Annotated in this window: 22 protein-coding genes; 5 read left to right on the top strand and 17 right to left on the bottom strand. The window is 51.1% G+C overall.

Translation table 11 applies throughout. From position 1 onward, the window contains the following. The first annotated feature begins 130 nt into the window (after positions 1–130). The gene (locus tag H6F91_RS13465) at positions 131–1,870 is read left to right on the top strand and encodes a caspase family protein (RefSeq protein ID WP_190772455.1); all 1,740 of its coding nucleotides are present in this window, start codon (positions 131–133) and stop codon (positions 1,868–1,870) included. 86 nt (positions 1,871–1,956) lie between these two features. Here the strand turns inward: H6F91_RS13465 and H6F91_RS13460 are convergent, their stop codons facing one another. Further along, the gene (locus H6F91_RS13460; protein WP_190772454.1) at positions 1,957–3,120 is read right to left on the bottom strand and encodes an ABC transporter permease; all 1,164 of its coding nucleotides are present in this window, start codon (positions 3,118–3,120) and stop codon (positions 1,957–1,959) included. A gap of 7 nt (positions 3,121–3,127) precedes the next feature. Next, positions 3,128–3,505 (bottom strand): DUF1823 family protein, encoded by a 378-nt coding sequence (locus tag H6F91_RS13455; protein ID WP_190772453.1) that lies wholly within the window; start codon positions 3,503–3,505, stop codon positions 3,128–3,130. A 185-nt stretch (positions 3,506–3,690) separates the two neighbouring features. On the opposite strand from H6F91_RS13455, the gene H6F91_RS13450 reads away from it, so the two are divergent. Continuing rightward, a complete protein-coding gene (locus H6F91_RS13450; protein ID WP_190789382.1) occupies positions 3,691–4,155 on the top strand; it encodes a hypothetical protein in 465 nt (154 codons plus the stop codon). A gap of 64 nt (positions 4,156–4,219) precedes the next feature. On the opposite strand, the gene H6F91_RS13445 is transcribed toward H6F91_RS13450, so the two are convergent. The 10 genes from H6F91_RS13445 to H6F91_RS13400 all read right to left on the bottom strand — a co-directional run bounded on the left by H6F91_RS13445 (position 4,220) and on the right by H6F91_RS13400 (position 17,182). Beyond that, on the bottom strand, positions 4,220–5,443 hold the full coding sequence (locus tag H6F91_RS13445; protein ID WP_199307807.1) for a glycosyltransferase: 1,224 nt from the start codon (positions 5,441–5,443) through the stop codon (positions 4,220–4,222). 217 nt (positions 5,444–5,660) lie between these two features. Next, positions 5,661–6,752 (bottom strand): dTDP-glucose 4,6-dehydratase, encoded by a 1,092-nt coding sequence (rfbB, locus tag H6F91_RS13440; RefSeq protein WP_190772451.1) that lies wholly within the window; start codon positions 6,750–6,752, stop codon positions 5,661–5,663. 94 nt (positions 6,753–6,846) lie between these two features. Further along, on the bottom strand, positions 6,847–7,920 hold the full coding sequence (locus H6F91_RS13435) for a glucose-1-phosphate thymidylyltransferase (protein ID WP_190772450.1): 1,074 nt from the start codon (positions 7,918–7,920) through the stop codon (positions 6,847–6,849). 118 nt (positions 7,921–8,038) lie between these two features. Beyond that, positions 8,039–9,079 carry a glycosyltransferase family 61 protein gene (locus tag H6F91_RS13430; RefSeq protein WP_190772449.1) on the bottom strand — a complete coding sequence of 347 codons (1,041 nt, stop codon included), beginning with the start codon at positions 9,077–9,079 and terminating at the stop codon, positions 8,039–8,041. A 411-nt stretch (positions 9,080–9,490) separates the two neighbouring features. Beyond that, entirely contained in the window at positions 9,491–11,683 is a 2,193-nt protein-coding gene (locus H6F91_RS13425; protein ID WP_190772448.1) for a hypothetical protein, read from the bottom strand. Positions 11,684–12,845: 1,162 nt separating this feature from the next. Beyond that, complete coding sequence (rfbD, locus tag H6F91_RS13420) at positions 12,846–13,730, bottom strand: dTDP-4-dehydrorhamnose reductase (protein WP_190772447.1); 885 nt, start codon at positions 13,728–13,730, stop codon at positions 12,846–12,848. Continuing rightward, positions 13,727–14,272 carry a dTDP-4-dehydrorhamnose 3,5-epimerase gene (rfbC, locus tag H6F91_RS13415; RefSeq protein WP_190772446.1) on the bottom strand — a complete coding sequence of 182 codons (546 nt, stop codon included), beginning with the start codon at positions 14,270–14,272 and terminating at the stop codon, positions 13,727–13,729. The genes rfbD and rfbC overlap by 4 nt, the downstream gene beginning before the upstream one ends. A gap of 342 nt (positions 14,273–14,614) precedes the next feature. After that, complete coding sequence (locus H6F91_RS13410; RefSeq protein ID WP_199307806.1) at positions 14,615–15,142, bottom strand: hypothetical protein; 528 nt, start codon at positions 15,140–15,142, stop codon at positions 14,615–14,617. Positions 15,143–15,427: 285 nt separating this feature from the next. Then, a complete protein-coding gene (locus tag H6F91_RS13405; RefSeq protein ID WP_190772445.1) occupies positions 15,428–15,982 on the bottom strand; it encodes a serine O-acetyltransferase in 555 nt (184 codons plus the stop codon). A 189-nt stretch (positions 15,983–16,171) separates the two neighbouring features. Further along, positions 16,172–17,182 (bottom strand): glycosyltransferase family 2 protein, encoded by a 1,011-nt coding sequence (locus H6F91_RS13400; protein WP_190772444.1) that lies wholly within the window; start codon positions 17,180–17,182, stop codon positions 16,172–16,174. 790 nt (positions 17,183–17,972) lie between these two features. On the opposite strand from H6F91_RS13400, the gene H6F91_RS13395 reads away from it, so the two are divergent. Beyond that, on the top strand, positions 17,973–18,809 hold the full coding sequence (locus H6F91_RS13395) for a slipin family protein (RefSeq protein WP_190772443.1): 837 nt from the start codon (positions 17,973–17,975) through the stop codon (positions 18,807–18,809). 109 nt (positions 18,810–18,918) lie between these two features. On the opposite strand, the gene H6F91_RS13390 is transcribed toward H6F91_RS13395, so the two are convergent. The 5 genes from H6F91_RS13390 to H6F91_RS13370 form a co-directional block, all read right to left on the bottom strand. Then, positions 18,919–19,704, bottom strand: a complete 786-nt coding sequence (locus H6F91_RS13390) for an ATP-binding cassette domain-containing protein (RefSeq protein WP_190772442.1) — start codon at positions 19,702–19,704, stop codon at positions 18,919–18,921. Between the two features lie 128 nt (positions 19,705–19,832). Further along, positions 19,833–20,621: a cobalt ECF transporter T component CbiQ gene (gene cbiQ, locus H6F91_RS13385; protein ID WP_190772441.1), complete on the bottom strand. Its 789-nt coding sequence runs from the start codon at positions 20,619–20,621 to the stop codon at positions 19,833–19,835. Between the two features lie 9 nt (positions 20,622–20,630). Continuing rightward, positions 20,631–20,975 (bottom strand): PDGLE domain-containing protein, encoded by a 345-nt coding sequence (locus H6F91_RS13380; protein WP_190772440.1) that lies wholly within the window; start codon positions 20,973–20,975, stop codon positions 20,631–20,633. 68 nt (positions 20,976–21,043) lie between these two features. Beyond that, complete coding sequence (gene cbiM, locus H6F91_RS13375; RefSeq protein ID WP_190789381.1) at positions 21,044–21,790, bottom strand: cobalt transporter CbiM; 747 nt, start codon at positions 21,788–21,790, stop codon at positions 21,044–21,046. Positions 21,791–22,676: 886 nt separating this feature from the next. Beyond that, positions 22,677–23,453 carry a peptidoglycan-binding domain-containing protein gene (locus tag H6F91_RS13370; RefSeq protein ID WP_190772438.1) on the bottom strand — a complete coding sequence of 259 codons (777 nt, stop codon included), beginning with the start codon at positions 23,451–23,453 and terminating at the stop codon, positions 22,677–22,679. A gap of 248 nt (positions 23,454–23,701) precedes the next feature. Here H6F91_RS13370 and H6F91_RS13365 point away from each other — a divergent pair, with 248 nt between their 5' ends. Together H6F91_RS13365 and cofG are read left to right on the top strand one after the other, a co-directional pair. Continuing rightward, complete coding sequence (locus tag H6F91_RS13365) at positions 23,702–25,642, top strand: FAD-dependent oxidoreductase (RefSeq protein ID WP_190772437.1); 1,941 nt, start codon at positions 23,702–23,704, stop codon at positions 25,640–25,642. A 160-nt stretch (positions 25,643–25,802) separates the two neighbouring features. After that, positions 25,803–26,771 carry a 7,8-didemethyl-8-hydroxy-5-deazariboflavin synthase subunit CofG gene (cofG, locus tag H6F91_RS13360; protein ID WP_190772436.1) on the top strand — a complete coding sequence of 323 codons (969 nt, stop codon included), beginning with the start codon at positions 25,803–25,805 and terminating at the stop codon, positions 26,769–26,771. Positions 26,772–26,845: the final 74 nt, after the last annotated feature.

Raw genomic sequence — 26,845 nt, 5'->3', positions numbered from 1 at the left:
TTTGGGAAGTTGCGCTATGTTTGACTGTTAGGAAATCAGCTCATCTGGCTTTGAAGTATGGATCGATCCAGCGGGCTCAGGTGGGAATCCTGTAGGCAGTTATAGGCGCGAGGGGTAGGGCATCAAAATTATGGTGAATTACTGGGCGATCGCCATTGGAATCAACCAATACGAGAACTTTCAACCGCTGACCTATGCAGAGCGGGACGCCCAGGCCATGCAACATGTTTGGGCGATGGAAGGGGGAATCCCTATTGAGCAATGTTTTCTGTTAAGTGATAACGCGACACCGGATGGGAGCAGTCAGCCTGCGCCAAACCGAGACACAATTCTGGATTTGCTAACGGATGTGTGCCAGCACCGTCTATGCCCTGATGATGTGTTGTGGTTGTTTTTTAGCGGATACGGAGCTCAATATCAGAACAAAGACTACCTCTTGCCCATGGATGCCGAGCCGACTCGGATTCCGGCCACGGCGATTGCAGTTGAAGATTTATTCGGTATCTTGCAAGCAGCTCCAACCCGTAACATTCTGACGTTGCTGGACATGAACCGTAGCCAGGGCACGCTAGGAGGTGAGGGGGCAGGGGCACAGACTCTTGAGTTAGCTCAGCATTTACAACTGCCCGTTATTCTGTCGTGTCGCCCTGAGCAGTTTTCCCATGAAACACTGCTATTACGGCAGGGTCTGTTTACCAGTGTTTTGTTAGAAGGGTTGCGAAGCTACGGCTGCCTGACACCGGAGCAGTTAGCTCAATTTTTGCGCAATCGCCTTCCTGAACTGAGTGAACACCACTGGCGGCCACGTCAAGATCCGGCCGTCGTCATTCCGGATCAGCAACGCTATCAACTGTTGCTTCCCGGCAAATCGCGCCCATCGGAGGCTCACTCATCTGCTGACGAGGATGGAGTTTTGCAATCCCCTGAACCACCCGTGGCCCCACTGCCACCACCACCGCCACCAGATATGGGCAACGGGACGGCTCCCTCCGAGGAGCAGGTGCCCGTAGAAGATGAGAAAACCTGGCAGAAGTTACTTCTGTTTGGAGGATTAACACTCCTAGCATTGTTGGCTCTGGTGGTGGTGAGAAATGGAGAAATAGTAACCCGTCCAACCACGACCCGACCGTCTCCCGGAACACAGGAGACGTTACCACCCTCTCCTAGCGTACCCCTTGGCGAATCGGGAACAGAAGCAGCTCCACAGCCATCACCCACTGATTCAGGCACACCGTCACCTACCGTTCAACCTGAACCGATCCCTGCCGCACCTCAAAATCCTGAGTTACCCCCTGTGGGCTCTGGAGGAGATGACTCATCAGGTAAAAATGATTTGGCTGCAACGGATCGTGATCGCCAGATCCTCGATAGTGCCCGAGCAACCCTTACCCGTTTCCGTAGCGACGCACCGACTAATCAGGTATCCGAGATTGGTGAAGCAATTCGTCAACTCCGACAAATTCCTCCTGGCAACCCAGTGTATGCAGAGGCACAGCAATCTCTCGATCGCTGGAGCGCCATGATTTTTGACATTGCCATTGGCCGAGCCGCTCGGCAAAATGGTGGAGATAGTGTAATTGCGGCCCAAAACTACCAGGCAGCGATCTCCGCCGCTCAACTGGTGCCGAGCGATCGCCCCGAAACTTACCGGGCAGCTATGCGCTCGATTACGGTTTGGAGCCAGAAAACCATGGATTTGGCTAATCTCAATGCATCTCAGGGAGCATTAGGTTTGGCCATTCAAGTGGCCAACTATGTACCGCCCAATACTCCCGCCTATGCAGAGGCACAACGGGCGATCGCTACCTGGCAAGCCCAGGTACAACCTCTTCCCGGAACTCAGCAAACGGCAGAGGTGCCTCCTCAATAATGTCTGGCAAACCGGACGGACGGTAGCCGTAGGAAGCAGAAATTTCTTTGGATGAAGAGGGGGGAGCCAGGCTCCCCCCTCTTCATTTATTGTTCTCCAGGAGTGAGTTCAGAACTTGACTGTAAATTGCGGGGATCAAGGGCATCTCGCAAGCCATCCCCCAGGATGTTAAAGGCCAGCACAGTTAGCACAATCAGAATTGCAGGCGACCAGACGAGCCAGGGTTGAAGAACCAGGATAGAAGCATTGGTAGCAAGGGATAGCATGTTCCCCCAGGACGGATCGGGCTGCTGAATCCCCAGCCCAATCAGGCTTAACACAGCCTCCGATACGATGAAGCTGGGAATCGTCAGAGTAGCTGAAATAATGACATACGTGGCCGTTTGGGGCAGCACATGGCGCAGGATAATGTAGAGGGAGCGGCCTCCCATCGCTTTGGCAGCCTGAACAAATGGTCTTTCCCGAATCGATAAAACTTCTCCTCGAATGACCCGAGCAATCCCAGCCCAGCTCACAAACGAGGTAATCAGCACAATCAGCAGAAAGCGTTGCGCACTGCTCAGGCCGGGAGGCAAGACGGCAGCAAGAGCGACTAATAGATAGATCGCTGGGAGAGTCATGAGAACTTCTACAATGCGCATCAAACCCGCATCGATCAAGCCTCCGAAGTAGCCTGAAATACCTCCCACTAATAATCCCAGTGGAAAGGAGATGAGAATCCCCACAATGCCAATGCTGAGGCTGATGCGACCACCGTAAACTAAACGACTGAACTGATCACGCCCCTGCTCATCTGTGCCCAATAGATTTAGCTTGCCCGGCCCCGTCGTACCAAACAGATGAAGATTACTAGGAATGCCGGGCAATAGATCGATTTCTTCAAACTTGGGTTGAGTGAGGGAAAACTGCGTGGGTAGTGGCAGACGAAGCTGCAGCCATCGGTAGGAATCTCCCTGCACGAACAGACGAATGGGGGAGGGTTGGCTGAAGTCTTGCTCAAGAGTGCGATCGCCCGTCTCCAGCTCTACCGGCCCCTGAATAGTGGGATAGACATGCGGCCCTAAGAATTGCCCATCCTGGGTGCGCCAGTGGATTTGGGTTGGTGGTAGGAGCGAACCATCCGACTGAGCAACGTAGGGATCGTAGGGTGCAACGAACTCAGCGGCGATCGCTGCCAGGTAAAAAATCAATAACACTATTGCCCCTAGCCGAGCCAGAGGATTCTTCTTCAGCTTGTGCCACCACTTCATAGGTCGTTCAGGAAAGGTCTAAGCCGGTTTGCTGCATGTAACTGAGGAGCCAATTTGCCATCGTCGCCCGCCGAGTCAGCCGGGGTACGAGTTCGCCCACCTTATAGCCTGAAAACCCCAGTTCCTCCTTTAAGAGTTGCTTGTTTTGGGCCGGAATGGCGCGTGTTAGCTTAACCGTGGCAGGACGGCTCTCGATAAAGTTGGGAGGTTCAGGATAGGCTTCACGCCACTCTGGCGAAACCTCCGAGGTTTCCCACCTTCCGAGGGTTTCGTCGTACCGATATCCTAAACCATTCCACACCAAACGATTGACGGTATCATCATCCAGTTCGTTATTGAGAATGGCCCAGATAGTTTGGCGGGTCAGGGGTGGAAGATTAGTCACAGAAATTATGAAATGGAAAGCAACACAGAGATTTATAGTACTGCTAGAGACTGCTTTAAGCGTTGTTTCTTGTGCACTTCGTACACGATAAAGCAAGCCTTTCAGCCGGCCAACCCTACTCCAGAGGCCGTCTGAGTACCGAAGAGATTTGTCTGCTGTTTGCCTTCAATTACCAGGAGTTTGATATGACATCATTTCAACCGATTCCACCGCCGCGTGGCTGGTCTCCTCCCGTCGAACCTGTTACCCCTTCCTATCACTCTACTTCGTCAGCAGAGCCCTACATTCCACCTCCGATTGGCAGTGCTCCGGCTAATCTAGTGGCCAGCCAACCTTTAACACCTGCGATTGGAGGGGCATCCTTACCACCTATCCCACCTCCCATCGGCGGCTATCCAGCTTACGCCGCCCTCCAACCGGGCTCAATTCCACCACCAATTGGCTCCAAACCCCCAGTGGCTCCCTATGCACCACCTCTAGGGGCCGACCCAGAAACACTGCTGGCTAGCCAACCCATTTCCCCACCGATTGGGTCAGCTCCAGCGGCCATGTTAGGCGGAACCATGCCACCACCGGTAGGCTGGGCTCCTTCAACACGACCGGAACATCAGATGATCCGTCCACCCATTGGTGGGCCACCAGCACCCTAACAGCAGGGGTTTCAGCAAAAAAATGACGGGAGCTTTCCCCCGTCATTTTTTGCTGAAGATTAAACTATTTTAATTGGGTCACGCGCCAGTTGAGCTTGAGGTTAATCCAGAAGTTCCAAACAGTGACAGCGGCGATCGCCAACAAGTTTGCCAGATAAGCATTTATCCCAAACACGTTAAACAGAAGATTCAGCAGCAGCACCTTTAACACCAGGCCCATCAGACAGACGATGTTGAATTTGAGGAAGCGTTTGGCGATCTGCCGCCAAGCTTGCTGTTCACGCGCGATGTCACCAAACGTCCAGCGATCGTTCCAGATAAAGTTATTGATGATGGCAAATTCAGCAGCGATAATCGCGCTGCGAGTCAACCTCAGCTCAAATACGTCGTATAGCAAGTAGAGGATACCCATATCCACAAAAACGCCGCTCGCGCCTACCATCCCAAAGCGCAAAAAGCGCCCCATGGGGAACTGAAGGTGACGGCGAATGCGCCCCAGTCTACCCAGAGCTACACGCAATCGTAATAGATGATGGAGGTAATCCAAGTACTGCCGCCAGGTCACTTTGCTTTCCCCTTCCTGACGCTCCTGGAAGACGTAGCCAACCTCCGCTACCTCGTCAATATTGCCTCGGCCTAGCACCTCAATCAGGATCTTGTAACCCAGCGGGCTGAGGGGACGTTCGGCGATCGCCTCCCGCCGCACCATAAAATAGCCACTCATGGGGTCAGAGACGCGACTTACGACATCCGGCAGGAGCACTAGTCCCACGAGCTGTGCCCCTCGCGATAAAATCCGCCGTGTCAAGCTCCAGGTGCTGACCCCACCCCCAGAAACATGGCGACTGGCCACTGCCAAATCTACCCCCGCTTGTACGGCCTTTAAAAGTTGCAGCAGGGTTTCTGGCGGATGCTGAAGATCCCCATCGATCACCCCCAAAATCTCGCCTTGGGCCACCTGCCAACCCCGAATCACCGCCGTAGATAGCCCCTTTTCTCCCTGCCGCCGCATAACCCGCAAATGTGGATACTGAGCCCTGAGGGATTCTGCGATTGCCCAGGTCTGGTCAGGGCTATCATCATCTACCACGATCAGTTCATAGCGATCGCCCAAGGTTCCTTCCAAGAGCTGGCTGAGAATCGTGACCAGGGAAGTGATGTTCTGGCTCTCGTTATAAGTAGGAATAACCAGCGAAAAGAAAACCTCCCCCGACCCCGGAGAAAAGCTCCCTGGAGTAACCGGAGGGGCAGCTGGTATAACAAGAGGGCCAGTTGGAACAGTCAGCAAAGCAATATCCGTTGGGTTTTATGGGAATAGGTGTTTCCTTTAAAGAGATTACCCAGGCCCAAACAACGGACACTACTCTAGCACCTCTGCCAGCAAAAGCAATTGCACAGCCATGAATCATCTAGGCTCAGTGCAAGGCATGGTCTAGATAATTTATGGCTGTGCAGTTTGATGCTTACTTTATAAGTGCTAGCGGCTTTGAAAAGTAAATAAGGTTCTAAGCGTAGACCTGCCGATAATAATCCTGGTATTCCTCGGAAAGCAGGGGTTGCCACCAGTCACGATTTTCCAGGTACCACTGCACAGTCTTACGGAGACCGCTTTCGACCGTTTCCTGGGGTACCCAACCCAGTTCTGTGCGGATCTTAGTGGCGTCAATGGCATATCTGCGATCGTGGCCCGGGCGATCCTTCACAAAGGTAATTAACTGTCGGGCCGGGCGAACCGGGAGGTCTTCCGCCATTTCATCCATCAGGTCACAGAGCATGCCAACCAGATCGATATTTTTCGCCTCGTTATTGCCGCCGACGTTGTAGGTTTCACCGGGCACAGCATTGTGAATGACACAGTCTAGAGCACGGCAGTGGTCACGCACATACAGCCAATCCCGTACATTTTGCCCATCCCCGTAAACAGGCAGCGGCTTGCCCAGCAGGATGTTGATACACATCAACGGAATCAACTTCTCAGGGAAGTGATAAGGGCCGTAGTTATTAGAACAGTTGGTGATCAGCGTCGGCATCCCATAAGTATGGAAGTAAGCCCGAGCCAGGTGATCACTTCCTGCTTTAGAGGCAGAATAGGGACTGTTAGGGGTATAGGGCGTAGTTTCCGTGAAGGCAGGGTCATTAGGACCCAAGCTGCCATAAACCTCGTCCGTAGACACGTGCAGAAAGCGGAATTCCTCGGGTTTGCCCTGAGCTTCCCAGTAATGGCGGAAGGCTTCTAAGAGCGTGAAGGTACCAACGACGTTGGTACGAACAAACGCATCCGGACCGAGAATAGAGCGATCCACATGGGATTCTGCGGCGAAATGGGCGATGGTGTCGATCGCCTCTTCTTGTAACAGGGCATCGATCACGGGGCGATCGCAAATATCACCATGCACAAATCGCAGGTTTGCTGTCCCTTCCAGAGGGGCCAGGGTGCTGCGATTACCAGCATAGGTGAGGGCATCCAGCACGATGACGCGATCGCCCGGATAAGTTTCACACCAGTGATGAACAAAATTGGAACCGATAAATCCGGCTCCTCCAGTGATGAGAATTGTGCGGGGGCGGCGGGCTACCTGGAGGGATTCAGTCGTCATCGTTTACCTCGTCAAGACGGTTGGGCAGTGGAACGGAAAGGAGGGCAGGGAAAAGGGTGTGAGGGGCGATCGATAGAGCCAGAAGAAATCTAACCTAGATGAGCTCGACCTGAGAATCATCGCCAACCATAAACCGCAGCGCTTTAGGCCTGCGCGGTGCTTCCACAACCTTGGCTCGCTGGCCAATTAAGCTATCAACGATGCGCTGGTGCACGTTACAAACCTGAGCACCCTGGAGCAGTACGCTGTGTTCCAGGTCAGCATGCAACAGCTTCACATCACTGGCGATGCTGCTGTAAGGGCCGATAAAGCAGTTCTCGATGTGGCAATTGTCACCAATGATGACTGGCCCTCGGACCGTGGAGTTGATGATTTGAGTACCTTTGCCAATGGTGACGCGACCGATCACCTGGCTGTTCTCATCCACAAACCCCTGGTTTACGGTCTCCACATAGCTATCCAAAATGACGCGGTTCGCTTCCAGCAAGTCATCCTTCTTCCCGGTATCCAGCCACCATCCCTGGAGCTGGTGGGCAGCAACGCCTTGGCCGCGGTTAATCAATTCCTGAATGGCGTCCGTAATCTCCAACTCACCCCGAGCGGAGGGCTGAATGCTGGCGATCGCCTCATGAATCAGGGGAGAAAACAAATAAACCCCAACCAGAGCCAGGTTTGATGGAGGTACCTTGGGCTTCTCAACCAGTTGAAGCACCCGACCTTGCTCGTCCACCTTTGCCACCCCGAAGGCTGTGGGATTCGCTACGGAGCACAGCAAAATCAGGGCATCTAGAGGTTGGGACTTGAACTTGTCCACCAGAGCCCCCAGACCGCCCTGCACCAGGTTATCTCCCAGGTACATGACGAAGGGTGCATCCCCCAGGAACGACTGGGAAATTTTAACGGCGTGAGCGAGGCCAGCAGGTTGCTCTTGCAGGATGTAAGTAATATTGACACCGAAGCGCTCACCGTTGCCTGTTTTGGCTTTCACCTCTTCCCCGGTTTCGGGGCTGATGACGATGCCAATATCTGTAATGCCAGATGCTGCGATCGCCTCCAGGCCATACCAGAGAATGGGTTTGTTAGCAACCGGAACCAACTGTTTCGCGCCCGTATAGGTCAAAGGGCGCAACCGAGTACCTTTACCACCCGACAGGATGAGTGCTTTCATAACGCTGACTCAGAGTATCTCCCTATCATTAATCCCTATCCAGCCACTTACGTACCAGTCGTTCTCTGATCTTCAAAATGAGGACATAAGCCCAAGGATTTTATGAAGCTTTGACAAATCAATCCGGAATTATATCCAGAGTCTTTTTCAAGTCTTCTACAGAGACGATAAAACCATTGGGGACTTCTTCGCCCACAACAAAGCTATAGTTCACATCCAGGCAATCAGCATAATCTTTGTAGGTGTTGTTGAAGCGATAGGGTGGTTGTAATGCCAGAAATGTTCCACCCTCAGCAATACCATAGATGCCATGGGCCATGTGGCTGCCTTCAACACTAGCAACCACCTTTGCCCCCAGAATTTTTTGCATCACTTCGGCCGCACTCAAGTTTTCCTGGTCAACGATAGTAAAGCCAACAGATTGAAAGAACTCTTCAATCGCGCTTTCATTCACCAGAGTCCGGCTCGCACCCGACTTACCTCTTCGGATAAAAACCCCGGGATGTTTTGCTTGCCCAGCCTCACCCTGCTTTAAAGAAGAACGGAAATATTCATATCGCTTTTGCTTGAAGCTATTCTGACTGTAATCATCAAACACGATCAACTCACGGCAGCGAGCCAAGCCGACAGATTTTGAATGGATTTGAAATAACTCTCGATAGCCTGCTTCATGCAAGTAGGGAGATCGGTGAACTGAAAGCTTTTGAAAGGGGCTGAAATCAATAATTGATGCCGTTACTTCATCACGTATCCAGTGACCAAAAAAGCGATTACCATACCAACCGGCAACCAATTGCGCTTCAGAGAGTTCTTCAAAGGAGCCATTTAGCCAAAGTTTATCTCGTCCTTCTTTGATGGAGTATTTCATGGCTCCTTTGTAGAAATGCCCATCAATAATTTCAATATTTCGAATCAGGTAGGCCATGGTTGGAGCATATTCTCGTTCCCCACCCTGGATCAGTTTCAATTCCCTTTCTCGATTGGTAAACTCACAAACTTCTGTGACTCTGTCCAGCATTTGTTCGAGATAAATGGATGGGCGTTTAACCTTACTCTCAGAAGGCCAGAGAACCCAACTTTTGTCACTTATTTCGGGGAGTTTCTTACGCCCCGTAAAGGAGCGAATCATGGCATTTTTCAACAAAGCTTGATTGATCATTACGGTAGATTCCATCTAGTTGAGCAGTTTGTTTAGGCTTGAAAGAATACTTTTAAAACAGACTCTAAAGTTTAAGAGGTGCCGCATAGAGCGGAATGATCTTCAAGCATCGCCACAATGGGCAATCGAAGCATACTTAGAATGCCCATTCCTGCCGCAAGCATAACCTTATTTAACCTGACGGATTAAGGGCTTTTTCAAGAGGCGCGCTTTGCGCACCCCTCGGAAAAGCCCTTTTTGGGTTATCCCAAATTGAAGTATTTAAAGAGCCTAATGTAACAGCATGCTGTGTTAAATGTTTATAAAAAAAGTGGTGCAACGCAAAGGCTACACCACTTCTTTTGGGGAGGGGGGAAACCCTCCTAACATTGTTGCCGTAAAGTTCCCCTTAGGCTTTGAGAGCTAGCCGTATTAGTTGCCGGCAGGCTCTACAGTGGTATCGTCTGTATCCAGATCTGAACCATCTGGACTAACCGTCGCATCGGTCTCTACCGTTATCGTTACTGTATCGGAAGCTGTATCATCGACCTCCACTGTTGTATCCTCTGCAGCATCCAGAGTTGCATCATCTCCGGCATCTAGACTTGCACCATCATCGATGGAATCATCTTGTGTATCATCGTCAACCGTGCTGTCTGTGTCGATGGTTGTGCCGTCGTCGACTACACTATCTTCTGTATCAACCGTTGTGCCGTCGTCGACCACATCATCTTCCGTATCAACAGTTGCACCATCATCGAGCACATCATCTTCTGTATCAACGGTTGTATCATCGTCGGTTACATCATCTTCCGTATCAACCGTCGTACCATCGTCGACCGTGTCTTCATCCGTATCAACCGTTGTACCATCGTCAACCGTGTCTTCATCCGTATCAACATCGGTGTCGTCGGTTTGGGAATCGACAGTGGTATCAGGCGAGAGTTGACGCAAGCCCACCAGGCTCGGGAAGATACGGCTTGAGGGACCAATTAAGCGATAGGCTGTAACAACGGTCGTATCATCAGTCTCAAACTCGTCGTCGTCAACCTCAAGCTCATCATCAACCTCATTGCTTCCTCGGGGCACGATCACGTAGTAGCGACCGCCCCCAATTTCCTGATAGCGAATCTCATACCGTTGCCGTCTGTTCGTTCTGCCAAACTCAACATTTTCAGAGCTACTAAGAAGAATCAACTGCTGCGAGAAGGCCGAAACATCAAAGCTCGACAATGTCAGCAGGCTAGTATTGAGGGTTGTGTTCGACGTGTAATTTGCAGAGTCAAGCCGATTAATGGCGATCGTGTAATTGTTGGTTGTGGTATTGTTATCGCCACCCGTTACTTGAATCGGTTGCCCAGGATAGAAGACGGTGACATAAGGGCCAACCTGAATAGGATTCGTGATATTGATGGTCGTGCCACACACGTTGCAGGTAGAGGTTGCTCCCTGCCCACCATCATCATCAGAGCCACTGTTGAAGCTTTCGTCAAAATTGTAGCCGTCGCTTGTGTCAGTATCAATACTGCTGATGTCACCCAAACCTGGGAAGGCAGTAAATTGAATCTCTGAAGCTTCACCCTCAGAACGCGTACCGCCCTGCTCAAAGTTATAGCGGATTTGGCCACGGGTACCCGTGCTGCTGAACGCGACCCCATCCGTACCATAAGCGCCAAAGGTTGCCAATACCCCTTCAACTCGGCCATTGCCGCGAATCTGGAATCGGTCTAATGGCAGCGAACCATCAATCTGAGCAGCAGCTCCTGTCAGAGTTGCATCAACGATGCCCCCCTCGCCACGAATTCTAAAGGTACTTGTGCTACGGCCAGGTGCAGGAGCACTCTGCGCGTTGATTTCAAAGCGCTGATTGGCTTCTCCAACAAACCGAATCCCGTCGCTGGTGGTATTGAACAGATAAGAGCCTGCCGCTAAATCTTCTCCCTCAAATCGGAAGTTGAGACGCTGAAGAATAGGGACTGAAGTGGGGGGGTTGCTGCCACCGCCTGAGGGTGAGAATGAAAGGGTCGAAGGCAAATTGATCAGACCATCATTCAAGGTTGTGTCTAGATCGCCAACCTGTAGTTCGCCTTCTGTCGCCGTGAACTCACTTCCCTCTACCGTCGCATTTTCCAGACCAGGCAGGAAAATCAGGGGCGCGCTTCCTAGCACACTGGGGCTAATCAGGGTTCCATTGAAGTTTAAGGAGGACGCAAACGAGTCTACCTCAAAGGACAGGATCGTTTCCCGTTGAGTGAAGGGTAACAAGTTTCCATTTTGTGTCAGGGCCACCCCGGAAAGATAGCCTTGCAGGATACCTGTATCCCCTGCGTCTACAGCTTGGTTTCCACGATCATCGAATGTTGCGCTGGTTGGCACAAATATGGAGGTGGTTGAGGTTCCATTCTCACTTTCGATGCGGAGCTCTTGAACCGAGAGATCAAACAGGCTGGTACCAGGAGTCGTTTGACCAGGAGCGATATTTTGACCGGGGACAAAGAATGCTGCATTACCACTGAGTTGCCCACCAGTTACGCGAATTTGAGCATTACCCGCGGTTGGGAACAGTAATGCTAGACCACTGGCGATCGCAAGTCCTGCAGCTAACCGGGTTGACTTAAAAATCATGAACAGGCCTCCTAGGTGAATCAAATGCTGAATACAGCACATTAAAACTTTTTGCAAACGTAGCTCGACCAGTAGAGACAGTCTGTTAGGCCATGTCTTTCAGGTAACGTCTTATCAGTTTATCAGCGGTATTCCTGGAAACCCGGGAGCAGTAGGGTAATGGACAGTACACCAATCAGAATCACACCTTAGAGAGATGTTTGATAAGTACCTGGGCAATCTCGGACTGTCTAACACCCCTAGTCAAATGGACATTTTAAGCCAGACTGACTTTATGAGTGCGGGGGCTAATCGAGAAAACTTACTGCGAGGGAAAGGAGCAGAAACAGCAGGGCATAAAGCCAACCTCGATTCCCAGTTAAATCTAGCAAGGTAAGAATTCATACAGTGTATTCATTTTCATATCGTTACTGAAAGTAGGAGTTTTATAAATTTATTATCAAGACGCGTGAAGCTTGGGAACCTATTAGAAGCATTTATTTTCTCCTAGCAGCATTCTCGGTTTGTTGATCCACTGTGGAGCATAACAAGAAATTTGCGCTGCAACCCTAATCTTTAAAGCGAATACGGACGATGTATGGCTCAACGCACTCTGCATCATCGGTACCTGGAGCACAGACATACGTGTTGAGGTTTCGAGATGGATAAAACTTACCAACGGCACCATCAAGCAGCTTGAGTTTGATGCTTAGCTCTCTAACTGACAGATGAGCTTTTTCAAAGGTACACGAGGCGTAATGCCATTCTCTTGGGGGATGGGCATGCGCGTGCAGAGGCAGGCAACATGCCTATTGCCAGCAGGATAACAGCTTCATATTGATATGAGAGTTGCGCCCTGCTGTGAAGGATAAAATCCCAGCATGCACCTTTCTAAGACTGAACCTCAGAAGTCCTATTTTTCGTGTGCGTCGCGCACTAAAAATAACCTCAGGCTGCAGTGCTTATTTTGGCGTGCGCAAAGCGCACGCCAAAATAAGCGTTTTCGAGTGCCGCGCAATGCGCGGCACTCGAAAACGCCCTTAACCCGAACTCAGGTTAAAAATAGGGCTTCTGAGGTTCAGTGCAAGACCTGAGTCAAGAAAACGGTTAGATCTGGCAAACCTATACCGTAGGCATGCCAGATCTAACCGTTTTCCTTGCCCTCAAAAGTACCGGCGTTCGCTTAATGAGGAATATTCGCTAACATTTGCCGGAGCCCCTGCCGCCAGTGAGGCTGGGGTTTGCCAAGCAGTGCAGCTGTTTTTTGCTGTGATAGGACAGAGTAGGCAGGGCGTTTAGCAGGTGTCGGATACTCAGCGGTCGTAATCGGCAGAACGCGTTGAATACGGAGCGGAAACCCTAAATGAGCTGCCTCCTCGAAAATAGCGGTGGCAAAGTCGTACCAACTAATGGCCCCACTATTTGTAACGTGGTAGGTACCTGCAATCTGGGCAACGCGATCGCCCTCCATCGCCCCAACAAACTGTAAAATAGCCTGGCCCAAATCCCCTGTCCAGGTAGGTGAGCCCACCTGATCGACCACAACTTTCAGTTCTTCCCGCTCCTGGCCCAGACGAAGCATCGTTTTGACAAAGTTGCCTTTACCCCCATTGCCGTAAACCCAGGCGGTACGGAGGATGAGATGGCGATCGCACTGCTCTCGAATCCCCTCTTCCCCTGCCAGCTTAGATGTTCCGTAAGCTCCTAAAGGACTGGTTGGATCGCTTTCCAGGTAAGGGGTATTCTTTTGCCCGTCAAATACATAGTCCGTAGAGATATGCATCAGAGTGGCTCCAAGCGACTGGGCCTCTTCTGCCATTACAGTGGGAGCCGTACCATTAATAGCTTGAGCCAGTTCTAGTTCGCTCTCAGCTTTGTCAACTGCTGTGTATGCAGCGGCATTAATGATCAAGCTGGGTTCCACATCTCGGATCAGTTGACGGATGGCATCCGGCTGAGTCAAATCTAGTTCTGCTCGACCGACAGCTTTGACCATACCGACTGCCGGTAATAGCGCCTGTAGCTCTTCCCCCAACTGCCCATCTTTGCCTGTTAGCAAAATTCTCATGCAAATACCTCTGCATCCCGAAAGAATGTTCCATCTTTGTCTTTTGCAGAGAGGCTTGGTTCCCCATTCAGGGGCCAAGCAATATCCAAATCTGGGTCACTCCACAAAATGCTGCGCTCATGCTGAGGAGCATAGTAATCCGTCGTTTTGTACAACACTTCCGCTACATCGGAAGTGACAACAAAGCCATGGGCAAATCCTTCGGGGACCCAGAGTTGTCGCTTATTTTCAGCACTCAGCACACAACTGACCCACATACCAAAGGTAGGCGAAGAGCGCCGAATGTCGACCGCCACATCAAAGATTTCCCCGGCAACAACCCGCACTAATTTACCCTGAGTTTGCTGAATCTGATAATGCAAACCCCGTAGAACATTTCGGGCGGAACGCGAGTGGTTATCCTGCACAAAGCGGGCTGAGATGCCTGTTTTATCTTGAAATGCCTGCTCGTTAAAGCTCTCAAAGAAAAAACCTCGTTCATCGCCAAAAACGCGAGGCTCCAGAATCAAAACATCAGGAATTTCAGTCGGAATGAGGTTCATAGAAGGGTTTGGATGGAATAACAATAGCCGTTCAGAATATCGGGCGATCGCCTCTATCAGCCAGAGAAGCTATCAGTGGAAACACGCCTAGAATGCCCATCCTCCGTACAACCGTAACTCTACTCATAGCTTCTAGTGATAAACTTTAGAAACGTAAAGTCTTCATCAACCCTTGAGAAATTTTTTCTGAAGTCCTTGATTTTGTGTGCGCTTCACGCACACAAAATCAAGGACTTCAGAAAGAGCTATAGGAATTGAGAACGGCGTATCACACCGTCCTCAATTCCTATAGCTTTATTCCTGTGTACGGAAAGCCTATAGCAATGACCTCCGGACTCGCTCTTAGCTAGGCTTATTAGACCCTTCAGTAATATGAGCTGGCATACCCACTGCTGTTCTATACGCGGGAACATCGTTCAGCACTACAGCGTTCGCCCCAATGCGCGCATGTTCACCAATCGAAACAGGGCGGATAATTTTTGCACCCGCACCGATATCCACATGGCCCTTCAGATGAACCCCTCCAACAATGGTGACTTGCTGCAAAACAAGACAGTTGGGGCCAATATAGGCATTGGGATGAATCACGACGCCATTGGGGTGAGGCATCAACAAACCGCCCGCGATCTGACAGTTGAGAGGAATATCTGCCCCACTCACAGCGCTCCAAAACCGATGCCAGAGAACATACCAGCGGCATATCACCCATCCCAATGGGGAGCCTTTTTTCTTCCAAAACTGGTATCTACGGATGCACTTTAGCAGCTGACGGCTCGGATCCCACCACCGCTGACACTCTTCTCGGCTCCAATCCGGCTCGGACGCAGAAATCGATATATCCATAACAGTTGCTGCAACAGTTGCTGTCATTGAAGGCTCCTCTGGAACGTGGCTCGTTCAGGCCGTTTCCGGACTGTGGATAAGAAGTCTAAGAGCAGAAGTTTCACCCAACGGTTTTATCTGTCAACGGGTGTTTGAAAAGCCTCAACAAGATTGTTTTCCGAATTCATAGTGCCCGAAAAAAACACCTTGCAAACACCCCTTAAACTTTGGAGAATCAAGTTTTTTTTAATAAGGATAAAAAGCAATTTATAGTACAAGGGATAGATTTTTCGTGCGTGACATACACGAAAAATCTAGTAGTTCGCAACACCCTTAAGCTATAATTTTCGCTGGGATACCAACAGCAGTTCTACCTGTAGGGATGTCTTTGAGAACAACAGCATTGGCACCGACGTTAACATCATTGCCAAGGGTAATTCCTCCCAGCACCTTAGCACCCGCACCAATATTGACGCGATCGCCCAACTTTGGGGCATCCAATGGCTTTTCCAAATAGCGGTTGCCCAGCGTTACTCCCTGACGAATGACACAATCATCGCCAATTTCGCAATAGCCGTGCACAACAATACCATGTTGATGTTCAATGACTAAGCGACGCCCAATTTTCGCGGTGTAGGGCAACTCAATACCATAGGTATTGCGAACTTTGCGATAGAGCATGCGGTACAAAATACTAAAGGGTGCCCGCAAGAACTTAGGTTGGAGTTCCATACGCCAAACTCCAAAACGGTAGACGGCAAGCGCTCGAAACCCTGGTTTTGTCCAATCCCGTCCATTAGCAACCCAATCCTCTTGAATCAGTTGCCATAGAGTTAGAGATTCTGGTTCTGAAGGATGTGCAACAAGCGTGTGCCCTAATGTAACCATAAACTGTTCCTGGGTTTTATTCGTTTGCGGACTTCTGAAAGTTGAGCGAATTGAGATTTTCTATCGAAACGTAGAATTGAGGGCTTAGATCGAAAGTAGCCAGGGAGCACAGCCTTTCACATCCTCCTTTTGAGGCATCCACAGGGTGATTCCCTCCTCCTTCGGAACTGCCAGTGCTCCAAGGCGACTTCAAACCGTTTTAGCTGGATCGATAGCGCGACCTCTCATGAAGACACTGTTGCGCCAAAAATCCCCGAGCATTTGGGGAGGATCAAGGTCAGGTTTTTGCTGCAATACCCGCCGTGCACGCCAGGAAGCAAATCCTGCCGCCCACAACGCATCTGCAACAGCTCCATAAACCCAGCCATAGTTTTTGATGAAGTAGCGATGGCGGGAGTCAAACCAGTACTGGGGGAGACGCTTGGGGGGACGCTTTTGATCGGTAACCCCAGATGCTTGCCCAACGAGATGAACAACGTGACTTTCAGGTACATACCAGCAGGGCCAACCCGCTCGATGAGCTTGCAGGCAATAATCCATCTCCTCGTAGTACATGAAGTAGCCTTCGTCCATCAATCCAATATCTTGAATGACTTCGCGACGAACCATCATGCTGGCTCCCGCAACCCAATCTGTGAGGCAGGCCTCCTCCGATACAGGCGGAGCCACTACCCAAGGTTGCAATAGGCGAGACAACACTCCCAGACGCACCCCAGAATCCATTTCACTAAACAAGGTATGGAAGCGAAACGCCGAGCGTTGGGGTGTCCCATCGGGATCTTCCAGGCGGCTTCCCGCTATACCAACCTTGGTATTCGCTTCCATAAACTGCCACAGAGTACGAATGCCCCCCGGCCGGACGACGGTATCTGGGTTGAGCAGCATCACGTAGGGCGGCAAGGTGCCGCTCTCGTAATAAGGCCGAATGGCGGCGTTGTTGCCATAGGCGAACCCGCCATTCTTGGGCAGGGGCATCAGGTCAGCCCATGTTCCCCAACCACCTGCCTCAATAGCAGCCTGAATTTGCTCAACGGAACCATCCCCCGAGAGATTGTCAGTGACAACCACCCGTGTCGGTGGCAGAGTTGGAATTTCATCAACGAGCGATCGCAAACAATCAATGGTTAAAGCAGGGGTCCGGTAATTGAGAACCACGATTAACAGGGTTAAGCCTTCCGTTGACTGTTGGAAATCCAGCATAAAGAATGTCCGTTCGACTTATACCTGTTTCAGGAATCTGTGTTCAGTGACGTTATCCATCGATTTGCGCGATTTACTGCCGCACATCTATCGCCTGATCTTTAAGATGCCTGACTCAGTATGATTTGCACATAGTATTTTCTACGTATATCCCGCTTTTGTTATTGGACAGGAACCGTATAAACCGCAAATACAAACCAATTTGTCCTGAGTACTTTCCCCTGATTGATTTAGCTACTCAAAGCAATAAAAGCTAGCACCCACAGCTTTCTCTATGCATTTTCTCCACAGCATAGAGGAAGCCTCCGGAAAATAACCAGTTTTGCTCTATCAGCTCTATCATTTGAACATTCTAGAAAATAATCGTGTATCACGACTCACATTTTGTAAGTTGTTTAGAGGCAACTCACAGTACGGGACAAAAATTAAAACTATCTCTAGAACCCGGATTTTGGATTGGAGGGGCCTTCGCTCCTCCAATCCAAAATCCGGGTTCTAGAAGTTTTGTCCTGTATTAAAGAGGCAAGTATTACAGCGCTTTGTACTTAAATCAGCCCTGGTTGTTTTTGTGAGAATCGCGCAGAGCATGGCTCTCACAAAAATAACCAGATTTTAAGCGATTGAAAAGCCCTTAAACTTTGGCTGAATAGCAGACGTCATTAGTTGCCCTGTTTAGAATAGAGAGGAACAATGGATCGCTGTCTTTAGGGGTCAGGGTACCTATGCAAACGCCCTTCTGCCCCTGAATTGAGCGACCAAACATGTGAACACTGATTTAGGTTTTAGAACCATGGGCAGCCTTTTGGGCACAGTGTTAGGGTTTCTCATTCTTATGAGCCTTTCGGGTTTTAAGTTAGACCGAGAGTATCAGCGGGGCGTGATCTTTCGCTTAGGGCGTTCTAAGGGCGTGATGGGGCCGGGGCTCTATTGGATCGTTCCATTTATTGATCAAAAAGTGCAGCTAGATGTACGGACTCGAACCACCAATATCGAACCGCAAGAGACAGTTACAGCAGACAGTGTAACCATTCGTGTGAACGCCGTTTTGTATTACCGAATTATCGACCCAGTGAACGCAATTAACCGGGTTGAGAATTATGAAATGGCAGTATATCAGGCAGCTTTAACAACACTTCGGAACGTTGTAGGTCAACATATTCTGGATGATGTGTTGCAGAACCGAGACAAGATCAACACTCGAGTTCAAGAAATTGTGGATGAGATTACTGAGCCCTGGGGTGTTGTGATTGAGCGTGTCGAAATGAAGGATGTAGAAATTCCTACAGGTATGCAACGGGCTATGGCGAAAGAAGCGGAAGCTATTCGCGAAAAGCGTGCCCGCATTATCAAAGCGGCCGCGGAACAGGAGGCTTCAATCAAATTGGCAGAAGCCTCTAACAACATTAGCCAGAACCCAGCAGCCCTGGAACTGCGACGGTTGCAAATGTTGACAGAAGTCGGTGCCGAAAACAATACAACAACTATCGTGATGATGCCTTCAGACTTTATCAATCTGGCACGTCGCTGGTCAGGTAGCCCAATGGATGCAACTTCTGTCCAGTCACAGCAGCCGTTTAACCCTGAAGTTGTCTTGACCGATCATCATCCTGAAGCAGCCGAATCCTAATTTTGCTCATTTGCCAAGAAACGCCCTATAGAGGGCGTTTCTTGGCAAATGGACTTTCTGGTTGCAAGCTAAAAAGATTGCAAAATCCATTCAATCTACTGGAGTAATGCTAGTGAGCAACCCGTTGGGACACGGGGGCGTGTTCCAGTAAACAGTAAGGGCGGCTGTAGCTGAGGGGCAATTCTAGATGGTGTTCTTCCAGGAAAGGGCGATCGCTCAAAATCTGCTCTGTCGGCCCATCACGTACGACTCGACCGTGGCTGAGTACCACCGTTCGGTTGCATAGCTCAAGCGCCAGATCGAGGTCGTGAGTCGCGATCAGTTGGGTCATGGGCAACCCCTTCAGTAGATGAATGAGCTGTCGCCGTGAGCGAGGGTCGAGGCGGGCTGTAGGTTCATCAAACACCAGAATTTGGGGGCGCATAGCCAGGACTCCGGCGATCGCCACCCGCTGTTTCTCCCCACCAGAGAGGTTGCTCGTGTTGCGATTGCCATAATGCTGAGGGTCTAACCCCACTGCATAGAGACAGTGGTGGCAACGGTGGGCCAGCTCCTCCCCTTGTACTCCCTGGTTCATAGGGCCAAAGGTAATGTCTTCCCAGACCGTTGGCATAAACAGTTGGTCATCAGGATTTTGAAAGACCAGCCCCACAAAATTGCGGATCTGCTTCAGATTCTGGGGCTCCATTGGGTACTCGCCAACGGTGACCGTCCCTGTCTGAGGTATTAGAATGCCGTTGAGATGAAGTAGCAAGGTTGATTTGCCCGAACCATTTGCCCCAACCAGCGCGACCCGTTCAGTCGCCGCAATGGATAGATCAATATAGCTAAGAGCCTGAGTACCATCAGGGTAGGTGTGGCTTAACTGTTCGATGGCAATGGGATTATGATGCATATCAGCCCTGGAAATGGAAAGTGAGCAATTCCGTCAGCTTTTGTCGTGCAGGTTTAGGGCGTACTTTAAAGCCGGTTAAAGGGTTGTTTTTATGCGGAAAGCAACAAAAACAACCCTTAAAACAGACCCTAGCGATGGGTACCGTACCAATGGAGAGCCTGCCCCACAATTAGAACAGTCAAGGTGAGAGCGATCGCCACCCCATCCCACCAACGGCTTTGAGGTACTGTCTGAAGCGGGGGAAGCCCTGTATAACCACGCGCCAGCATGGCTTGATGGATGCGATCGCCCCGCTCATATGTCCGGATAAAAAGCGCACCTATCATATTCCCAATCACCAAGCGTTGATAGCGCTGGCGATTCATTAGATTGCGGGACGCCGCCGCCCGCCGCATGGTGGCAAATTCTCCAACAAGCAGTGCCGTATAGCGGTACATAGCAGCCAGGGTCGACACCAGCAAAGGGGGCATTTTGAGGGTGACCAGCGCCTGCAGCAGGTCAGGAACAGGGGTCGTTAGCACTAACAGGTTGAGCATCATAAGACTCAGCAGAGATTTGAGCCCGACGCTACCGAGTACCATCAAACCTTCCGAGGTAATGCGTAGCCAACCCCACTGCCAAAGTACTGTCCCCCCATCCCGAAACAGTGTCCCTAAAAGGACGGCTCCCAGAAACACCGATTCGACGCCAACCCGACGCAACAACCGCCCCAAGTTCACTCGGCTGAGGAGCAACAGCAACAGTAACCCTAATCCATAAACCCCCCAAACTGCCCAGTATCCGTTTGGAGTTAGGGAAGTGGCAAAGACAAACAACAGCGCACAGAGCACTCGGCTGGGTGCAACCAATCGATGCCAGGGCGAAGCGAGCTGACTATCCTGATCTAAATGAAATACGCCTGTGTGAAATAAGGCCATGCCAGTCCTTTAAGATTCTGACTCAGACGAATGAGAGCCTTTGACCAGTAGCTTTCCTGCCCCCCAGGCGAGGCCAAAGGTGGCTAGAGTACCGAGCAAACCCGCTAGCGGCGTTGCGACACCTTCGGGAACCCCCCGTAGGGCATATTCATCGAAGACAGCATGAAAGGGAAGCTTTTTGGCTGGAGCATCTTCCACAGCCCGGTCGGCAAAGCCGTGATCCTGAGACACGCGATCTAAGCCATCGGGATGGGAACTGGCAAACGGTGATAGTACTACTGCAATCAATAATGCAATGCCAAGGCCGCTCGTTATGAACACTTTGTTTCGCTTAGACAATGGGCGATCGCTCATGGCACAACCTCCACGAAAGAACGTTAAATCTGAATGAGGTAAAAACAAACAATATTTAGCCAGGTGGATTAATGGTGCGTCAAAATGCGGCGCACATCCGATTTTGGCTGGGGTGGATCAAACAACAAGTCAGGGCGGGTCCGCCAGATATAACTGATAGCGACCAGGGTGATCAGTGCTTCTCCAACCCCAATGAGTGCATGCCAGGACAGCATTGCTGTCAGCGCCAGGGTCAGCGGCACCGTACCCGAAAGCGCAAGCTGAATGCCACAGAGGAGCGATCCGGCCATTACACTGGCCCAGGCCGTAATGGCTGTGGCGATCGCCATCCCGCGCCAGCGGTTGTATCCCAAGACAGATCGCAGCACTTTGTAGAGGTAGTAGCCACCAAACGTACCCACCAGTCCCATATTAAAAATATTGGCTCCTAAAACCGTCAGGCCACCATCTTGAAACAGTACGGCCTGCACGATAAACACCACAGTCATCACAAGGGAACCAGCCCAGGGACCTAGTAGAACACCTGCCAGTGTTCCCCCCAGCAAATGCCCTGAGGTTCCTCCGGGAATCGGAAAGTTAATCATTTGAGCAGCAAAAATAAAGGCGGCACAAACCCCCATCAGGGGTACAGCGCGTTCCTGGTAGTTTTTCTTGACGCGGTTCAGGGAGAGGGCGAGGAGGGCGATCGCCAACACCCACGTCACTAAACTCACGGGTAGATTCAGAAACCCGTCAGGAATATGCATCGCCAACTGGGGGCTGACATTCCCAAAGCGAACATCACCGAGCAACGCAATAGGCAAGGAGAAGTGCATGAATATACTCCATACTCCATAAAAATGGGCAACGTAGCCAGACCGAAATATGTTGGGGGTCAGAGGGCCTGGGCTAACTCCGATATGCTCTTATTAGAGACAAAACTATCGGGTGCTGGAACCACCCATCAGTAGATAATCCCTCGGCCAGAAATGCAATACCGGGGAGGGGCATTTGAAGCCATAAACGCTATATCTTAAGAAAGAATTTGGAAAATAAGCCAAGAATGGCTCATTTGCTTTGAAATCCTAAGAACCACAAATTTTTGTGCATCCAATCTCTCAAAATCTCTGCTTTATTCAGGCTTGCTTGTGTTTGTTGTAAGCGTAAAGCACTTACAACAAACACAAGCAAGCCTGAATAATGGAATCAACCTGCTTCAGGCACCGATGATTTATCGTACTTTTGGGGCTGATCGCTCATTTTAACCCGTGAGATGTAGCGGGCATCTCACCCTCAAAAATCAGCAGTTCTCATTATGACCTTCAAAGCCAAGATTGCGCGCCCGTCGGGCGCGCAATCTTGGCTTTGAAGCCCGAAAACCGCTTGCCTTCGGCAAGCAGTTTTCGGGCCTAATTCCATACTGAGAATTGCTGCTCAAAAATACGACTACTTGCTTTATAAAAAAATTCTGCGTCATGGGTACTGCCTGGGCTTTACGTGCGTACAAAAACGCCTGGTTTTATGAACCAGGCGATCGCTATCACAATGACCCTTTGAGCTAAAAAACTGCCTTTAGAGAGGTATTTTCTACAGAATCAATCCTCGTATAGCCCTCTAGTACGCTGAGGCGGAAATCCATCACCTATGTTTTTGTGTGGGATGCGAAGCACCCCACACAAAAACATAGTATGCAAACTTAGGCCGCAGCCTACTAGTCATTTTCTAACGGAATCGTCGGTAGGAGAGCCGGGCATCAATTCCACGATCCCGTAAGTCATCTACGATGTCCTCGGCAACTGAACGACTTGGGTAATTACCCGCATTGATAAAAGATCCCTGGCTGGAATCATCATAAAACGCCGTTGGAACTCGCCTCCGCACAACCCGTAGATCATCAGGATCGTTTCCAGGTATAGCAACAACATAAGGGCCAGCCCCCGGCGTATAGTCGCCAGGACCACCGGTTCCTGTGAACGAAAGGAAATTTCTGGCCACCCACCCCCCAACTGATAACTCTGCCCAGGTTAAGCCTCCAGCAAACTCTTCATCTCCTGTTAAGACAACAGGGGTGCCATTCGCCAAGGAGCTAATCACCTCACCATTTGGCCAACTCCGCACATTCAAAACATCACCCGATGTGCGAACAACAGCACTGCTAGAGCCTTGCCCATATTCATCATCCGTTGGGCCGCCAACATTGGTTAAATATCCCAAATCTAATGCGTCCAGGGTTGCAGGACCAACGACGCCATCTGCTTCCAGGCCATAACGGGACTGAAAATCAATCACGGCTTGCTCTGTTTCAGAGCCAAAGTCTCCATCTGGATAAACACCGAGCCGTTGTTGAATGGCCGTGACAGCAGAGCCGTTATCCCCATACTGGAAAACGACCTGAGCCAGAGCATTTCCTGCCGAAACGATTAGGGTAGAGGCGATCGCTCCCATTAACCCCCAACTCAGTCGATGGAATGCCTTGAAGGAAATTACAGGTGAGGCCATGATCCATTCCCCCGATTTATGACTACAATTCTTGGTCAGAACTCGGCTCTACCGAAGGGTGCAGATTTTTGGAATTCTAGGGAATTCTGAAACTGGCGCTTGGTAGCCGAGCGGGCAATCAAAAAAAGCAACGTTGCTCATTGCTCGTTTGGCTGACGACCTGCTTCAATGCAGGGCATGCATAGAGAGCGATCGCAGTCATCTGTTTATTTTCTTTCCTCAGCATATCATCCGCAATTTGGAGGTCAATGCAACTAAGGAATGTGCGTTTTCTGCCGTGGCTCGTACCTTTAGGTGCATTGCTTGCAGGCGCGAGTTCAGCCATCCTGCTGACCAGCCTGACCCGACGTCCTGATCTCCCTAAAACGAACGTGCCCGACGGCACCGAAGTTAGCCAGGCGGAGACCGTGATGGAGGGTATTTCCATGCCCAGCTCGCTGCCCAATGGTCGGCCGCTACTTTCCTCGTTACCTGAACCGGAAGAGGTGTGGGAATGTGAAGTGGCTGTGGTAGGCGGTTCCCTGGGTGGGGTAGCGGCGGCGGCCTATGCGATGGCGGGAGGTGCTGAAACTTGTTTGATTGAACTCACTCCCTGGATGGGTGGGCAAATTAGTTCCCAAGGTATTTCTGCCGTTGATGAGTCAGAAGCCATGCTGAGGGCGCAGAACTTCACCGATGGCTGGCAAAGCTTCAAAAATCGCATTCTTAACGAACCCGTTAACCTGCCTCAATGGACGGGAGTGTCGGGCGTACCCGCCTCTAGCATTAATAGCTGTTGGGTAGGACGGCTATGCTTTCCCCCCGAAGCTGGGGCCAATGCCTCCATGAAATTATTGGAGGAGGCCAAATCCTATTCGCCTAACAGCCGATGGGCTACCTCAACAGCCTTTAAGGGGGCTGAGTTTGATGAGTCGGGGCGAATTATTAAGGCCATCTATGGGGTCCGGCGGGTGCCGCGCGATCGCAACTATATTCCCCAGGGGCGCTTCTCCATCGAGCTCAATGCCTGGTATAGCTGGGAAGACGACACCACCTTCGACAAGATCCCCATCCGCCTGCAGCCGCCTCCCGGTAAAAATATGGTGGTGATCGATGCCACCGATACGGGCGAATTTGTAGGGTGGGCTCGTATCCCTTATCGTCTCGGCTCCGAATCATGGGCGACTTTTGGGGAAACCCACGCTTCAGATTGGGACAATCCCGAATGCACTCAAGCCTTCACCGCCCCCTTTGCCCTAGGCCTTTACGACGACGGGGGGAAGAGCAAAGAGGTCCTTAAAGATGTCGACACCTTCTACAGCGAAGAAGAGCATCACGATGTCTACAGCCTTGCGGGGACGGCCATGTTCACAGGGCGTAGCTTTTTCAATTACCGCCGCATGGTCAGCACGACCTTAAATGATCCGTTTACCAACAGCCCCGCCCCTGGGGACATTGCTTTGGTGAACTGGACTCAGGGCAACGACTGGAACTGGATGAACCCCCCTCTCATCCTGACCAAGGAGAAGCTGGTTAACACGGGCCACTACCAGAACTGGATGGGCGGCATCTCAGCCCTGGCTCTGCGTCATGGGGAAAACCATGCCCTGATGTTTGCTAAATGGTTGCTGGATAACCATAGTGAACCCGGCTACCCCCTCACATTCCTGCATGGAGCGAATAGCCCCATGAAAACGGCTTCGGGGTTGGCAATGGTGCCTTACATTCGGGAGGGACGGCGGATTCTGGGACGCGCAGCCTATGGGCAGCCGGAATTCATGATCCGTGAGCAGGACATTCGCAATGACATGGAGGGACGTGATTTTCGAGGAACGGTGGTGGCGGTCACCCACTACGACATCGACATCCATGGCTGCCGCTACCGCAATTGGGAAGCCACGGGAGAAGCCGTTCGGGCCTCGGTAAAGGAAGAACTGGTACGTCCTATCTACATCCCCCTAGAAGCCCTAATCCCCCAGGGAGTGGATAACATGCTCATCGGTGGCAAAGCTCTAGCCGCTAGCCATATCGCCACGGCGGCCATTCGAGTTCACCATGGGGAATGGCATGTGGGTGCCGCCTCAGGGGTGACAGCCGCTTGGCTTGTACGCCAACACCCAACAGAAACTCCCTCTAGCATTGTGCCCAAGGGACTTATGCCAGCACTACAGCAGCACCTGGAGAGCCAAGGGTTGCGCCCAGAGTGGTGAAGTTTCGCAGGAGAAGCAGAAGAGGGAAGCTCAGTTCCCCATTTCATGACTCCATTCAGCAACCCCACAAAGCCGCGAGCTGATTGTATGAAGTCCTTGAATTCAGTACGGTGGTGTGTAGCATTTTGTGCCACATACCACCGTACTGAAGTAGTGACTCATGAATACGGGCAAATGTATCAGCTTTAGTCCGGCGGGAACGCTGGTTCCTACCTACGAATGTTTTAACCAGTGCAGCTACTGTAATTTTCGGGTTAACCCTGGAACGGATACCTGGCTTTCCCTGGAGCAGGCTGAGAAGCAGTTGCAGAGTTGGCGCGATCGCCACATCATTGAGGCTCTCATCCTGAGTGGTGAAGTTCATCCTCGCAGCCCTCGACGAACGGCCTGGTTTCAACATATCGTCGATTTATGCCAGCTAGCCCTGGATATGGGTCTCTTGCCCCACACCAATGCGGGACCCTTGAGCTATGACGAAATGGCCCAGCTCCGAGACGTGAACGTGTCTATGGGATTGATGCTGGAGCAGGTAACTCCCGCTCTGACGGAGACGGTCCATCGCCATGCTCCTAGCAAAGTGCCAGAAGTACGCTTGCAACAATTGGAATGGGCCGGCGAACTGCGAATTCCCTTTACTACCGGGCTATTGTTGGGAATTGGGGAGAGTCAGGCGGATTGGCAGAATACGTTGGAGGCGATCGCTCAAATTCATCACCGCTGGGGGCACATTCAGGAGGTTATTCTACAACCCCACAGCCCAGGCCAAAATCAGCCATGGCCGGGAGAGCCCTTAGCACATGAAGCCCTGGTAGAGGCTGTGCGTCTAGCTCGCCACGTCTTACCCAACGACATTACACTGCAGATTCCCCCGAATCTGGTGGCTAGCCCCGAGCATCTCTTCGCCTGTCTGGAAGCCGGAGCATCCGATCTGGGAGGCGTCAGTCCCAAAGATGAAGTCAACCCTGACTATCCCCATCCCCAACACATAGCACTGGAACAAATGCTGGCTCAGGCTGGTTGGTCCCTACAGCCTCGCCTGCCCATTTACCCCCAATTTGATGGCTGGCTACCCTTGTCCTTACAGCGGGTTGTGCAGAGTTGGCGCCAACAGCTAGAGAACTGGGCTTAGCCCCCAGTTAGCCTCCTATGAGTTGCGCGTCGTGCTAAGCACGACGCGCAACTCATAGGAGGCTTATAAACTGA

It is taken from the genome of Leptolyngbya sp. FACHB-8, assembly GCF_014695575.1.
GTDB lineage: Bacteria > Cyanobacteriota > Cyanobacteriia > Elainellales > Elainellaceae > Vacuolonema.
Note: the sequence above shows the minus strand (reverse complement) of the source record. Positions and strands in the feature narration are given on the sequence as shown.

Bases quoted from the DNA above. Each gene is read 5' to 3' on its own strand.
- H6F91_RS13465 (WP_190772455.1), top strand. From the start codon at position 131: ATGGTGAATTACTGGGCGATCGCCATTGGAATCAACCAATACGAGAAC.
- H6F91_RS13460 (WP_190772454.1), bottom strand. From the start codon at position 3,120: ATGAAGTGGTGGCACAAGCTGAAGAAGAATCCTCTGGCTCGGCTAGGG.
- H6F91_RS13450 (WP_190789382.1), top strand. From the start codon at position 3,691: ATGACATCATTTCAACCGATTCCACCGCCGCGTGGCTGGTCTCCTCCC.
- rfbB (WP_190772451.1), bottom strand. From the start codon at position 6,752: ATGACGACTGAATCCCTCCAGGTAGCCCGCCGCCCCCGCACAATTCTC.
- H6F91_RS13435 (WP_190772450.1), bottom strand. From the start codon at position 7,920: ATGAAAGCACTCATCCTGTCGGGTGGTAAAGGTACTCGGTTGCGCCCT.
- H6F91_RS13430 (WP_190772449.1), bottom strand. From the start codon at position 9,079: ATGATCAATCAAGCTTTGTTGAAAAATGCCATGATTCGCTCCTTTACG.
- H6F91_RS13425 (WP_190772448.1), bottom strand. From the start codon at position 11,683: ATGATTTTTAAGTCAACCCGGTTAGCTGCAGGACTTGCGATCGCCAGT.
- rfbD (WP_190772447.1), bottom strand. From the start codon at position 13,730: ATGAGAATTTTGCTAACAGGCAAAGATGGGCAGTTGGGGGAAGAGCTA.
- rfbC (WP_190772446.1), bottom strand. From the start codon at position 14,272: ATGAACCTCATTCCGACTGAAATTCCTGATGTTTTGATTCTGGAGCCT.
- H6F91_RS13410 (WP_199307806.1), bottom strand. From the start codon at position 15,142: ATGACAGCAACTGTTGCAGCAACTGTTATGGATATATCGATTTCTGCG.
- H6F91_RS13405 (WP_190772445.1), bottom strand. From the start codon at position 15,982: ATGGTTACATTAGGGCACACGCTTGTTGCACATCCTTCAGAACCAGAA.
- H6F91_RS13400 (WP_190772444.1), bottom strand. From the start codon at position 17,182: ATGCTGGATTTCCAACAGTCAACGGAAGGCTTAACCCTGTTAATCGTG.
- H6F91_RS13395 (WP_190772443.1), top strand. From the start codon at position 17,973: ATGGGCAGCCTTTTGGGCACAGTGTTAGGGTTTCTCATTCTTATGAGC.
- H6F91_RS13390 (WP_190772442.1), bottom strand. From the start codon at position 19,704: ATGCATCATAATCCCATTGCCATCGAACAGTTAAGCCACACCTACCCT.
- cbiQ (WP_190772441.1), bottom strand. From the start codon at position 20,621: ATGGCCTTATTTCACACAGGCGTATTTCATTTAGATCAGGATAGTCAG.
- H6F91_RS13380 (WP_190772440.1), bottom strand. From the start codon at position 20,975: ATGAGCGATCGCCCATTGTCTAAGCGAAACAAAGTGTTCATAACGAGC.
- cbiM (WP_190789381.1), bottom strand. From the start codon at position 21,790: ATGCACTTCTCCTTGCCTATTGCGTTGCTCGGTGATGTTCGCTTTGGG.
- H6F91_RS13370 (WP_190772438.1), bottom strand. From the start codon at position 23,453: ATGGCCTCACCTGTAATTTCCTTCAAGGCATTCCATCGACTGAGTTGG.
- H6F91_RS13365 (WP_190772437.1), top strand. From the start codon at position 23,702: ATGCAACTAAGGAATGTGCGTTTTCTGCCGTGGCTCGTACCTTTAGGT.
- cofG (WP_190772436.1), top strand. From the start codon at position 25,803: ATGAATACGGGCAAATGTATCAGCTTTAGTCCGGCGGGAACGCTGGTT.